Annotated in this window: 10 protein-coding genes; 4 read left to right on the top strand and 6 right to left on the bottom strand. The window is 68.8% G+C overall.

Annotated elements, in window-relative coordinates; all coding sequences use genetic code 11:
* Window positions 1-17 precede the first annotated feature (17 nt).
* The 4 genes from AC099J_RS23610 to tnpC all read left to right on the top strand — a co-directional run bounded on the left by AC099J_RS23610 (window position 18) and on the right by tnpC (window position 4334).
* Window positions 18-1340, top strand: coding sequence for a TolC family outer membrane protein (locus tag AC099J_RS23610; protein ID WP_479617740.1), 1323 nt, complete (start codon window positions 18-20; stop codon window positions 1338-1340).
* 688 nt (window positions 1341-2028) lie between these two features.
* Entirely contained in the window at window positions 2029-2379 is a 351-nt protein-coding gene (gene tnpA, locus AC099J_RS23615) for an IS66-like element accessory protein TnpA (protein WP_479617741.1), read from the top strand.
* 5 nt (window positions 2380-2384) lie between these two features.
* Window positions 2385-2705, top strand: coding sequence for an IS66 family insertion sequence element accessory protein TnpB (gene tnpB / locus AC099J_RS23620; protein ID WP_479617742.1), 321 nt, complete (start codon window positions 2385-2387; stop codon window positions 2703-2705).
* A gap of 63 nt (window positions 2706-2768) precedes the next feature.
* The gene (gene tnpC, locus AC099J_RS23625; RefSeq protein ID WP_479617743.1) at window positions 2769-4334 is read left to right on the top strand and encodes an IS66 family transposase; all 1566 of its coding nucleotides are present in this window, start codon (window positions 2769-2771) and stop codon (window positions 4332-4334) included.
* A gap of 279 nt (window positions 4335-4613) precedes the next feature.
* Here the strand turns inward: tnpC and AC099J_RS23630 are convergent, their stop codons facing one another.
* From AC099J_RS23630 to glgC, 6 genes are all read right to left on the bottom strand, one after another.
* On the bottom strand, window positions 4614-5873 hold the full coding sequence (locus AC099J_RS23630; protein ID WP_479617744.1) for a 3-deoxy-D-manno-octulosonic acid transferase: 1260 nt from the start codon (window positions 5871-5873) through the stop codon (window positions 4614-4616).
* Between the two features lie 61 nt (window positions 5874-5934).
* Entirely contained in the window at window positions 5935-7332 is a 1398-nt protein-coding gene (locus AC099J_RS23635) for a phosphomannomutase/phosphoglucomutase (protein ID WP_479617745.1), read from the bottom strand.
* A gap of 266 nt (window positions 7333-7598) precedes the next feature.
* A complete protein-coding gene (yjjJ, locus tag AC099J_RS23640) occupies window positions 7599-8912 on the bottom strand; it encodes a type II toxin-antitoxin system HipA family toxin YjjJ (RefSeq protein WP_479617746.1) in 1314 nt (437 codons plus the stop codon).
* Window positions 8913-9004: 92 nt separating this feature from the next.
* Complete coding sequence (locus AC099J_RS23645; RefSeq protein ID WP_479617747.1) at window positions 9005-9511, bottom strand: DUF1993 domain-containing protein; 507 nt, start codon at window positions 9509-9511, stop codon at window positions 9005-9007.
* A gap of 110 nt (window positions 9512-9621) precedes the next feature.
* Window positions 9622-11073, bottom strand: coding sequence for a glycogen synthase GlgA (gene glgA, locus AC099J_RS23650; protein WP_479617748.1), 1452 nt, complete (start codon window positions 11071-11073; stop codon window positions 9622-9624).
* The gene (glgC, locus tag AC099J_RS23655; RefSeq protein WP_479617749.1) at window positions 11070-12341 is read right to left on the bottom strand and encodes a glucose-1-phosphate adenylyltransferase; all 1272 of its coding nucleotides are present in this window, start codon (window positions 12339-12341) and stop codon (window positions 11070-11072) included. Before glgC ends, glgA begins: the two co-directional genes overlap by 4 nt.
* Between the last annotated feature and the right edge of the window lie 89 nt (window positions 12342-12430).

The following is a 12430-nucleotide window of genomic DNA, read 5'->3' on the forward strand; positions in this document are numbered from 1 at the left end:
GCATTGCAAGGACACCCATGACCTCTCACCACCGTCTCGCGTCGATCTGTCTTGCGGTTCTGGCCCTGGGTGCCGCACCACTTCAGGCGCAGACGCTGGTCGAGTTGTACGAATCGGCCCGTGCCAGCGATGCCACCTATCAGTCGGCGCGCGCGCAATACGACGCCAACCTGGCCAAGGCTGACCAGTCGCGGGCATTGATCCTGCCCAGCGCCAACCTGTCCACCGGCGTGACGCGCAACGTGTTCGACAACACGGCGCCGCCGATCGACCGCACCTACACCGCGGTCACCGCGTCCATCGGCGCCTCGCAGCCCTTGTACCGGCCGGGCAACTGGGCCGGCTACGAGCAGGGCATGCGGTCGGTCGATGCAGCGCAGGCACAGTTGCTGGTGGCTGAGCAGGACTTGGTGGTGCGGGTCGGGCAAGCCTATTTCGACGTGCTGGCCGCGCAGGACACGCTGGCCTTCGTACGGGCGCAGAAGACCTCCGTGGCCGAGCAGCTGGCCTCGGCCCGGCGCAATTTCGAGGTCGGCACCGCCACCATCACCGACACCCGCGAGGCGCAGGCGCGCTACGACCTGGTGCTGGCCCAGGAGATTGCCGCCGAGAACGATCTGCGCGTGAAAAAGCTGGCCCTGGACACCGTGGTCAGCCGTACCGACACGCAACCGGCCCCGCTGGCTCTGCCCATGGCGCCGCCGCCGCTGCCGGGCGACATCGACAGCCTGGCGCGGCTGGCCGAGACGCAGCACCCCGTGCTGCAGCAGGCCCAGGTCGCGCTGGACATCGCCCGGCTGGAAACGGTGAAGGCCCGCGCCGGCCACAAGCCCACCGTTGACCTGACCGCCAGTTACGCCATCAACCGCAACCCGCAAGGCAGCCCGACCTCGCCGCTCAGCACGCGCAGCAACCTCGCCAGCGTGGGCGTGCAGCTGAACCTGCCGCTGTTCGCCGGCTTCTCAGTGCAAAACCGCATACGCGAAACGCTGGCGCTGGAAGACAAGGCCGCAGCCGACGTGGAAGCTGCGCGCCGCACCGTCGTGCAGAACACGCGCACCGCCTATCTGGGCGTGGTATCGGGCCAGGGCCAGATCAAGGCGCTGGAAGCCGCCGAAGCCTCCAGCCAGATCGCGCTGGACGCCAACAAGCTGGGCTACCAGGTCGGCGTGCGCATCAACATCGACGTGCTGAACTCGCAGAGCCAGCTGTTCCAGACCAAGCGTGATCTGGCCCAGGCGCGCTACAACGTGCTGATGGGCGGCCTGCGCCTGCGCCAGGCCAACGGCACCCTGCGCGCCGAAGATCTGCAGTCGGTCAACGCGCTGCTGGCGCGCTGAGGGCCCGGCCCTTCGGGATCTTGGGGCCGGAGCGTGGCCCGGTGTGCCCGGTGTGCCCGGTGTGCCCGGTGTGCCCGGTGTGCCCGGTGTGCCCGGTGTGCTCGGTGGGTTGGTGGGACGCGGCCCGGGGGCCGCCCGGCATGGGGCACCCCCAGGGCCGGCCCGGCTCCGCGCCCCTCGCCCAGGGGCTCGGGGTCCCCTGCGGTGCTCGCGGCATGGGCGCATTGCACAACTCGCACCACTCACTTCGTTCGTTCACCTCGAACAGGTGCAATGAGTCAGTTCACGAAGCGTGCTGCGCCGCCGCCCCTGCCACTGCGCTCCTCGGCGCGTCTGCAGGGCCGGCCCTGGGGGTACCCCATGCCGGGCTCGGTGCGGCTGAACCCGATGCGCGGTGCGTGCTGGTAGTCCCGAGGGTGGGCCGCTGTCGTCCGGAGGGCGAGCCCGCGTCACGCGAGCCTGTCCCCGGTTCCCCCGACAGCGCTTCAGCCACCAGCAACGTAGCCCGGCCTGGGGTGCCCGCCGTGGCCAACCTGTGGCCGCGCCGAGGAGCGCAGGACTGCGGGCGGCGGCGCAGCACGCCTCAATGACTGACTCATTGCACTTGTCCGTATCCGTCCGCCCAAGTCATCTTGAATCGCCCGCGTGCAGCGGCAAGGATCGCGTCCACGTAACTTAGGTGGACACGATGACAAGCGAGAAGACAGAGACACGGCGGCGGTACAGCGCGGCAATGAAGGCCCAGGTCGTGGCCGAGTGCGGCAAGGCCGGTGCGTCAGTGGCCAAGGTCGCGATGGCGAATGGCATCAATGCCAACGTCGTGCACCGATGGCGGCAACTGGCCCGTGAGGCCAAGTTCCAGGTACCTGCCACGACAGGCGAGTTCATCGCGTTGCCGCTTGCCATGCCGGCAGTTCCCGCAGTGACACCAGCGGACATCCGCGTCGAGCTGCGCCGCGGCGCGGTCACGATGAACGTCACTTGGCCTGCCAGCGCAGCGGCAGACTTCGCCATGTGGACCCGCGAGCTGCTGCGGTGATCCGGGTGGACGCGATCTGGCTCGCCTGTGAGCCCATGGACATGCGTGCCGGCACGCAGACCGCGCTGGGCCGCGTGGTCCAGGTCTTCGGCCAGGCGCGGCCCCACCACGCCTACCTGTTTGCCAACCGGCGGGCCAACCGCATGAAGGCGTTGGTGCACGACGGCATTGGCATGTGGCTGGCGGCCAGACAGCTGAACGTGGGCCGCTTCGTCTGGCCCAAGGACGGCAACACGCTGGCCCTGACACGGGCGCAGATGGACGCGCTGGTGCTGGGTTTGCCTTGGCAGCGCATTGGCGAGGCCGGTGTGATCACGCTGGTGTGAGCCGTCCATTGCGGACAGTGCTGATGGCACCCTGCAGGTGGCGCTGGCAGCATCACCGCCGTGATGGACAGCAGCAACAACCACGTCATCGATCCAGCCTTCGCGGGCATGAGCTTCGCCGACGTATGCGCGCTGGCTCAGAGGCAGCAAGCGCAGATCAAGCACATCAGCGCCCTGAACGCCAAGATGGCCCACGAGATGGCCGTGCTCAAGCGGCTGAAGTTCGCCGCCACGTCGGAACGCTTCGGCCCTGAGCAAAAGAGCCTGCTGGAGGAAGCCGTCGACGAGGATTTGGAGGCGCTGGACCGGGAGATCGGCAAGCTCCAGCGGCCGGCCAACAAGCCGGGCGAGAAGCACAAGCCCAAGCGCCAGGCACTGCCGGCCAACCTGCCGCGCCGAGATGTCCAGCACGAACCGCAAAGCACCACCTGCACCACGCCGGGCTGCGGCTGCCAGATGAAGCGCATCGGCGAAGACGTGTCCGAGAAGCTCGACTACGAGCCGGGCCGCTTCAGCGTGGAGCGCCATGTGCGTGGCAAGTGGGCCTGCGCCCAGTGCCAGACCTTGGTCCAGGCGGCCGTGCCGGCCTGCGTCATCGACAAAGGAATCGCCACGGCCGCGCTGATGGCGCATGTGGTGGTGGCCAAGTACATCGACCACCAGCCGCTGTACCGCCAAGAAGGCATCCTCGGACGCGCGGGCTTCGCCGTGCCACGCTCCACGCAGGCCGAGTGGATCGGCGCCATCGGTGTCGAGCTGGCGCCCCTGGTGCAGGCGATGCGCGACGATCTGCTGAGCCGCAGCGTGCTGCACGCCGACGAGACGCCGGTGGCCATGCTCAAGCCGGCCAGCCAACGCGATGGCAAGACCCACCGGGCCTACCTGTGGAGCTACTGCACCACGGCCTGGGACGACATCAACGCCGTGGTCTTTGACTTCGCCGAGAGCCGGGCCGGGCACAACGCGCGGCGCTTCCTGGGCATCACCGAGGACGGCAGCGGATGTTGGCGCGGCACGCTGATCTGTGACGACTACGCCGGCTACAAGCAACTCATGAGCGCCGGCGTGACCGAGGCCGGTTGCCTGGCGCACGCCCGGCGTAAGTTCCACGAGCTGTGGGCCAACCACAGCAGCACATTGGCCGAGCAAGCGCTCCAGCTGTTCGGCGCCCTGTACGACATCGAGCGCGAGATCAAGGACTTGGACCGCGACGAGCGGCTTCGCATTCGGCAACTCAAGTCCAAGCCGGTGGCCGACTTGCTGCATGCCTGGTTGCTGGCCAACCGCCAGAAGGTACCCGATGGCACAGCAACGGCCCGGGCCATCGACTACAGCCTCAAGCGCTGGGCGGCGCTCACGCGCTTCATCGACAACGCCGAGCTGGCAGCCGACAACAACCGCATCGAGAACCTGATCCGGCCCATCGCGCTGGGCAGGAAGAACTGGCTGTTCGCCGGCAGCTTGCGCGCTGGTCAACGGGCCGCGGCCATCATGAGCTTGCTGCACACCGCGCGGCTCAACGGGCATGAGCCTTACGCGTACCTCAAGGACGTGCTCGAACGACTGCCTACGCAACCAGCCTCGGCACTAGCGGACCTGCTGCCGTATCGCTGGAAGCCGGCGGCCTGACTGGCCAATCCTCCGGCGTCAAGATGCCTTGACCGGACGGATACACTTGTCCGAATGCAGCGAACGCAGTGAGTAGCATGAGTTGTGCAATGCGCCCGCACCGCGCCGGGCACCCCAGGCCGGGCGGCCTTGCCCAGCCCGCGTCGCCTCCAATCCGACCATGCGCTGCGCTCTTACTTTCCCAGGCTGTGGCCAGAGGCCGAGGCGCAGTAGGTGGTCAGCGCACGGTCCGCGGCCCTGCGGTGGCAGCTCGGGTTGCTGCGTCCGGCAGCGCTGAGCTCAAACGCGTGGCACCAACGCCAGCACCGCATCGGCCGTGCGGCCCGCTGCACCACGGTGCGCTTGTGCAAAGGCCAGGCCGGCCTCGGCGGCCTGCGTGCGGGCCGCGTCGTCGCCGGCCAGGCGCAGTGCGGTGGCGGCTGCGGCGGCCAGGTCGCCCACCCGCAGCGCTGCACCTGCCTCCTCCGCCAGCGCAGACGCTTCGGCGAAGTTGAAGGTGTGCGGGCCCATCACCACCGGGCAGCCGCAGGCGGCGGCCTCGATCAGGTTCTGGCCACCCAGCGGCTCGAAGCTGCCGCCCAGCAAGGCGAGGTCGGCCAGGCCGTAGTACAGCGCCATTTCGCCGAGTGAATCGCCCAGCCATACGGCGCCCTGGGGGGGCGGGCCGTCGGCCCAGGTGCTGCGGCGCGACACGGCAAAGCCATGCGTCTGCGCCAGCGCGGCGACGGCATCGAAGCGCTGCGGATGGCGCGGCACGATCAGCCACTGCAGGCCATCGACCAGCGCGGGTTGCGTGCGCAGCAACTGCAGCAAGGCGTCTTCCTCGCCTTCGCGCGAACTGGCGAACAGCGCGATGCGCCGCCCGGCCTGGGCGCGCCACTGCTGGCCCCGCACCAGCTGCGCCGCATCGGGCGTGGCATCGAACTTGAGGTTGCCGAAGACGCCAGCCACCGGCGCACCCGCCTCACGCAGGCGCGCGGCGTCGGCCTCGGTCTGCGCGTAGGCTGCCGCCAGCGCCGCATAGGCCGGCGGCAGCAGCGGCACGCGCTGGGCGCCCCGCAGCGATTTGTCAGAGAGCCGCGCATTGGCCAGCGCCAGCGGCACGCCGGCCTGCGCGCAGGCGGCGATCAGCCAGGGCCAGATCTCAGTTTCCATCAGCACGCCCACTGCCGGGCGATGCTGCGCCAGGAAGCGGCCCACGGCGCCCGGCGTGTCCCAGGGCTGCCAGACCTGCAGGTCGCCCTCGCGCAGCAGCCGTGCGCCCTCGGCGCGGCCGGTGGCGGTGCCATGCGTCAGCAGCAGGCGCATGCCCGGTCGGCGATCGCGCAGCGCGGCGATCAGCACGGCGGCGGCGCGCGTCTCGCCCAGCGAGACGGCATGCACCCAGACCCAGCCGGCCGATGGCATCTGCGTGTAGCGGCCAAAGCGCTCGTCCACCCACTGGCCGTAGCCGGGCTCGGCGACGGCGCGGCGCGCCAGCTTGCGCCGCAGCAGTGGCTGCACCAGCCACATCAGCCAACCGTACAGGCGCAACATCATGGTGTGCGCGTGGCGTCGGGCGTGAACACCTGCTGCATGCGCCGAACCTGCGGCGCGGCGCTCAATGCGCGGCCGCCTGGATCTGCGCGTCGGCCTTGACGGTACGCAGCAGCGCCATCATCTGCGCCTCGATGCGGGCCAGAGCGTCCTGCGTGTGGCCTTCGAAGCGCAGCACCAGCACCGGTGTGGTGTTGCTGGCGCGGATCAGGCCGAAGCCGTCCGGCCAGTCCACGCGCAGGCCGTCGATGGTGTTGACTGTTGCCGGTGCATCGAACCGGGCCGCGGCGACCAACTGGGCCACCAGCGCATGCGGCTCGCCCTCGGCGCAGCCGACGTTCAGCTCGGGCGTGGAGAAGCTGGTCGGCAGCCCATCCAGCACGGCGCTGGCATCGGGCGATTTGCTGAGGATCTCCAGCAGCCGCGCGCCCGCGTAGGTGCCGTCGTCGAAGCCGAACCAGCGCTCCTTGAAGAAGATGTGGCCGCTCATCTCGCCACCCAGAGGCGCCTGCCCGCCCTCGGCCTCGATGGCCTTCATCTTGGCCTTGATCAGCGAGTGGCCGGTCTTGAACATCAGCGCCTTGCCGCCTGCGGCCTCGATCGCCGGCGCCAGGCGCTGCGAGCATTTCACGTCGAACAGGATGGTGCCGCCGGGCACGCGGCTCAACACATCCTGCGCGAACAAGGCCATCTGACGGTCGGGGTAGATGTTGTTGCCCTCGCGCGTGACGATGCCCAGGCGGTCGCCGTCGCCGTCGAAGGCCAGGCCCAGTTCGGCGCCGGTGGTCTTCAGCGCGGCGATCAGGTCGGTGAGGTTCTCGGGCTTGCTCGGGTCGGGGTGGTGGTTGGGAAAGTTGCCGTCGACTTCGCTGAACAGCTCGGTCACCTCGCAGCCCAGCGCGCGCAGGATGGCCGGTGCCGAGGCGCCCGCGATGCCGTTGCCCGAATCGACCACGATCTTCATTGGCCGGGCCAGCTTCACGTCGGCGACGATGCGCTCGCGGTAGGCTGGCAGCACGTCGGCCTGGCGCACGCTGCCGCCTTCGGCCAGCAGCCACGTTTCGGCCTCGATCATCTTGCGCAGGGCCTGGATCTCCTCGCCATAGATGGCGCGCCCGCCCATGATCATCTTGAAGCCGTTGTAGTCCCTGGGGTTGTGGCTGCCGGTGATCTGGATGCCGCTCTTGCACAGCGTGTGCGCGGCGAAATACAGGATCGGCGTGGTCACCATGCCGACGTCGATCACCTCGACACCGCTGGCCACCAGCCCGCGGATCAGCGCGGCCGACAGCGCCGGGCCGGACAGCCGGCCGTCGCGCCCCACCGCCACCGTGGTCTCTCCCTCTTGCCGGGCGATGCTGCCGAAGGCCCGGCCCAGGCCTTCGGCCACGGCCTCGTTCAGGCTGGCCGGCACGATGCCGCGGATGTCATAGGCCTTGAAGATGGAAGCTGCAAGCTGCATGGATGTCCTTGTGCGCTGGCCGGGGCGGCCGCAATGCGCGGGGATTATCGGGTAAGCCCTGATGTGCGGCGGCGACCTTGGGCAGCTGAAGATCCACTCCCCAGCCGCGTTCCACGCCACGTCCCCCGCGACAGCCCGCGCCACATCCCCGCCACCTACCGCACATCCCCCGCCACCCTCCGCGTCACATTCCGCCGCCTTGCGCGCCCTCCTACCCGCCGTCTGCCGCGAGAGCCGAGGGAGGATGGCAGCGCGGTGGCGCGGATTCAGCCCGCCAGTTGGTCCAGCGTTCGTGCATTGGCCAGCGCCACCTGCCGGAACGCGTCCGACACACGGCTGTCCGCCGCCGCTGCCTGCCAGAAGACACGCGCCAGATCCAGCGCCCGTGCCCACTCGGGCAGCGTGGCGGCGGCGGGTTGCAGCGGCCGGGCCGCGAAATCGCGCGGCACGATTTCACCGGCCACCGGCGCATACAGCATGGGCAGCATGTCGTAGGCAGGCGCCAGCGCCCAATCGTCGCCCTGCAGCAGCAGCGAGATGTTGCCGTAGTGCCGATCGGTGTTGGCGATCAGCACGCCATACGCCTCCAGCAGGCGCAGCGTGCGGGCGTCGCCCTCGGGCAGCAGCTGGCGGGCGGCCATGCGGTTGGCGGTGGCGGCCCAGTTGTCCATCTCGCCCACGTACTCGGCGTCATAGACCTGCAGCGACACCATGCCAATGCGGCCCTGGGCGGTGCGGTCGAAGCGCTCGGATTCCAGGAACACGCGCCCTGCGGCCTCGAAGATCTGCGACCGCGCCGCAGCGACACCCGCGCCCGCCAGCGTCTGCAGCGCCAGGTGCTCGCACACCAGCAGGTCGCGCATGCGCTGGTCGGCCGGGGCGCTGCCTGCGGGCGAGAACTTGACGATGACGTGCCGCCCTGCCGTGATCGTGCAGAACTTGGGCTGCTCACCTCCGGCCAATGACCCTGGATGCGTGCCCTGCATGGCCTGCTTGGCCAGGCGCGGGTAGTCGGCCGCCGACGCCACGCGCGAAGCCCGCAGCGCCAGCGTGTGAAACCGCTCGAACGCCACCGCCCCGGCGATCAGATTGCCGGGCAGGTCTTCGCCGAACGTGGCCAGCGCACGCAGCACCTCGTCATCGCTCCAGTTGCGCGGGTCGGCACTCAATTGCAACTCAGGGTGCGCGTGGCCAAACGTGCGGCCGATGAACCCCTGCGGTCGCATGTCGTCCAGAAACCAGGGCAGCCCGCCATGCCGGGCGCTGACGCCATCGGCCTCATCGACCCAGAACGCGCCGCCCTCCAGCGGCACCATGCGGCCGAACGGCGAAGCGCGGCCTTGTGCGTCGACCCGCATGACGGGTACCTCGGCACCGACGCCGGCCACAGCGCGCGGCACGATGTAGCGCTGCGAACGTGCCGCGCCCACCTTGCGCACCGCGCCGGACTGGACCAACGGCGCCAGCACCCGCGACACCGTGGGTTGGCTGACGCCCAGGCGCTGCTGCAACTCAGCGCTGGTCATGACGCCGCCTTGCTGGCGCAATGCGTCCAGGGCCGTGGCGGCGAGAGCATGCATGGACTGATTACTGAATAGTTAAATTCTCGACATTATTCAATCAAATCAACATCAGACCGCATAAATTGAATAGATAAACGCGGCCAGCAGTCTCAAGGGTTGCCCAAGAAGTCCCGCTTGCCGATCTCCACGCCGTTGTGCCGCAGGATGGCGTAGGTGGTGGTGACGTGGAAGTAGAAGTTGGGCACGGCGTGGCCCAGCAAGAACTGCATGCCCTTGTAGTGTGTCTCCTTCTCGCCGCGCTTGGTGACGATGGCCTTGTCCTCGGTGCCGTCGATCTTGTCGGCCGGCACGCTCTCGATGAAGGCGATGGTCTTGGCAATGCGCTCCTTCAACTCGGCCAGTGTCGTCTCCTTGTCGTCGAAGACGGGGGCCTCGACGCCCGACAGACGGGCCACGACGCCCTTGGCCGAATCGCAGGCGATCTGCACCTGCGTGGAAAGCGGCAGCATGTCGGGGAACAAGCGGGCGCCCGTCAGCGTGGCGTCGGCGATCTTCTTCGCGTCGATGTGGGCCTGGGTCTTGTCCAGGATGCGGAAGAGGTTGCCCAGGATGTTGACGAAGCGCGGCACGCTGGCCTGGTACATGGAAATGGTCATGGGGTGTCCTGAAAAGTGGTGCGCGCACGGAGCGTGGCGCGCCCGCATCTTATGCAGGCCGCGCGTAGCGTGTGCGCCGCGCACCACCCGCGGCGCAACCCGCCCCTCCATCAGCCCACGCCGGCCGCGCTGCGGTACAGCGCCAGGTACTGCTCGGCCACCGGTCCCCATGAGAAGTTTTGCGCCATGCCGCGCTGCACCAGTTGCCCCCACACAGCCGGCTGATGAAAAGCCTGGATGGTGCGCAGCAGCGTGCGGCCCAGCCCCTCGACCGAGGCCGGGCCGAATTGAAAGCCGGTGGCGGTGTCGCGCCGCAGGGCGTCCTCGGTCGCATCGACCACCGTGTCGGCCAGCCCGCCCACGCGGCGCACCACCGGCACGGTGCCATAGCGCAACGCATACAACTGGGTCAGGCCGCAGGGCTCGAAGCGCGAGGGCACCAACATGGCGTCTGCACCGGCCATCATCTGGTGCGCGAACGCTTCGTCGTAGCCCAGATGCACCGCCACGCGGCCAGGGTGCTGCGCCTGGGCCTGACGCAGCGCCTGCTCGAGCGGCACATCGCCAGAGCCCTGCACCGCCAGTTGACCCCCACGGGCCAGCAGTTCGGGCAAAGCGCCCAGCACCAGGTCCAGCCCCTTCTGCGCCGTCAGGCGGCTGACCAGGGCGAACAGCGGGGCCGCCGGGTCGGCCGCCAGCCCCAAGGTCTGCTGCAGCGCCGCCTTGCAACGCGCCTTGCCAGAAAGATCAGCCGCGCTGAAGTGCGCGGCGATGCCGTCATCGGTGGCCGGGTCCCACACCAGCGGGTCGACGCCGTTCAGGATGCCCGACACGTGGGCACCCCGCGCGCGGATCACGCCGTCCAGACCGCTGCCGTACTCGGGCGTGCAGATCTCCCGCGCGTACGTGGGGCTGACGGTGGTGACGCGCGAGGCGAACTTCAGCCCCGCCTTCATGAACGAGAACTGGCCGTGGAACTCCAGCGCGTTGGAGGCCATGAAGCGCGACGGCAGGTTCAGCAGAAAAAAATCCGCCGGGTCGTGCAAGCCCTGGAACGCCAGGTTGTGCACCGTGAACACGGTGGTCACGCTGCGCACCGGCCGCGCGGCCACGTAGGCACACGACATGGCTGCGTGCCAGTCGTGCGCGTGCATCACATCGGGGCGCCAGTGCGTGTCGAGCTCGCCGGCCGCCACGTGCGCTGCGGCCCAGCCCAGCAACGCGAAGCGCTGCAGGTTGTCTGCCCATTCGCTGCCGTCGGCGGCCAGGTAGGGGCCGCCGGCTCGCTCGTACAGATAGGGCGCGTCGACCACATACGCCAAAAGTCCGGATGCCAACTCGCCGCGCAGCAGCCGCACGCGGCCGGCGCCGAACAGCGGCCCCAGCTCGCAGACCACGCTGGCCCGCTGCAAACCGGCGACGATGGCCGGCAGCCCCGGAAGCATCAACCGCACATCGGCACCTGCCGCCGCCAGCGCCTGCGGCAAGGCACCCACCACATCCGCCAGCCCACCCGTCTTGACCAGCGGAAACACTTCCGCTGCGACCTGCAACACCTTCATGCGTATTCGAGCTTTGCGAGCATGGGCGCGGTCACCAGCACGATGCCGTTCTCGCTGCGGTAGAAGCGCGCGGCATCCAGCGCAGCATCTTCGCCAATGACCATGCCGTCGGGGATGATGCAGCCGCGGTCGACGATGGCCCGGTTCACGCGGGCGCGCCGGCCGATCTGCACGCCGGGCAACAACACCGACCAGCTCACGCTGGCGTAGGAGTTCACGCGCACGCTGCTGAACAGCACCGAGCGCAGCACATGACCCGAGACGATGCAGCCGCCCGAGACCAGCGTCTCGACCGCCATGCCGCGCCGGTCATCCGTGTTGTGCACGAACTTGGCCGGCGGCAGCTGCGACTGGTACGTCCAGATCGGCCAGCGGGTGTCGTACAGGTTCAGCTGCGGGTCGGTGGCGGTGAGGTCGATGTTCGCGTCCCAGTACGCGTCGATGGTGCCGACATCGCGCCAGTAGGCCTCTTCGCCCAGCCGCATGTTCACGCACGACAGCTCGTACGGGTGGGCGGCGGCGTGGCCGTTTCGCACGGCGCGCGGGATGATGTCCTTGCCGAAATCGTGGCTGGAATCGGGGTCGTTCACATCGCGCTCCAGCTCCTTGTAGAGGTAGCGCGCATTGAAGATGTAGATGCCCATGCTGGCCAGCGCCATGTCGGGGCGGCCGGGCATCGGCGGTGGGTCGGCCGGCTTCTCCAGGAAGTCGGTGATCATGCTGTTCTCGTCCACCGCCATCACGCCGAAGGCCGTGGCCTGCGCGCGCGGCACGGCGATGCAGCCGACCGTGCAATCGCGGCCCTTGGCCACATGGTCGGCCAGCATGATGGCGTAGTTCATCTTGTAGATGTGGTCGCCGGCCAGCACCACGATGTAGTCGGCCCGGTAGCTGGCCAGGATGTCCTGGTTCTGGTAGACGGCGTCCGCCGTGCCGCGGTACCAGCTCTCGTCGTCGTTGCGCTGCTGCGCCGGCATCAGGTCGACGAACTCGTTCATCTCGCTTTTGAGGAACGCCCAGCCGCGCTGCAGGTGGCGCAGCAGGCTGTGGCTCTTGTACTGCGTGATCACGCCGATGCGGCGGATGCCGGAGTTCAGGCAATTCGACAGCGCGAAATCGATGATGCGGAACTTGCCGCCGAAGTACACGGCCGGCTTGGCGCGTCGGTCGGTCAGGTGCATCAGGCGGCTGCCGCGCCCGCCGGCCAGCACCAGCGCGATGGCGCGCTTGGGCAAGTCCAATTGTTGTGCCAGATCGGTCGATTTCATGGGTTGCCCCTGCCTCCGTGCTCTCTCGTCAAACAGAAACCATCGAGCATCTAGGATAGCCGCGTTCGACCGGCCGGCCGGAGGGTGCG

This window comes from Rhodoferax sp. RT4P68, assembly GCF_056521305.1.

Bases quoted from the DNA above. Each gene is read 5' to 3' on its own strand.
- AC099J_RS23610 (WP_479617740.1), top strand. From the start codon at position 18: ATGACCTCTCACCACCGTCTCGCGTCGATCTGTCTTGCGGTTCTGGCC.
- tnpA (WP_479617741.1), top strand. From the start codon at position 2,029: ATGACAAGCGAGAAGACAGAGACACGGCGGCGGTACAGCGCGGCAATG.
- tnpC (WP_479617743.1), top strand. From the start codon at position 2,769: ATGGACAGCAGCAACAACCACGTCATCGATCCAGCCTTCGCGGGCATG.
- AC099J_RS23630 (WP_479617744.1), bottom strand. From the start codon at position 5,873: ATGATGTTGCGCCTGTACGGTTGGCTGATGTGGCTGGTGCAGCCACTG.
- AC099J_RS23635 (WP_479617745.1), bottom strand. From the start codon at position 7,332: ATGCAGCTTGCAGCTTCCATCTTCAAGGCCTATGACATCCGCGGCATC.
- yjjJ (WP_479617746.1), bottom strand. From the start codon at position 8,912: ATGCATGCTCTCGCCGCCACGGCCCTGGACGCATTGCGCCAGCAAGGC.
- AC099J_RS23645 (WP_479617747.1), bottom strand. From the start codon at position 9,511: ATGACCATTTCCATGTACCAGGCCAGCGTGCCGCGCTTCGTCAACATC.
- glgA (WP_479617748.1), bottom strand. From the start codon at position 11,073: ATGAAGGTGTTGCAGGTCGCAGCGGAAGTGTTTCCGCTGGTCAAGACG.
- glgC (WP_479617749.1), bottom strand. From the start codon at position 12,341: ATGAAATCGACCGATCTGGCACAACAATTGGACTTGCCCAAGCGCGCC.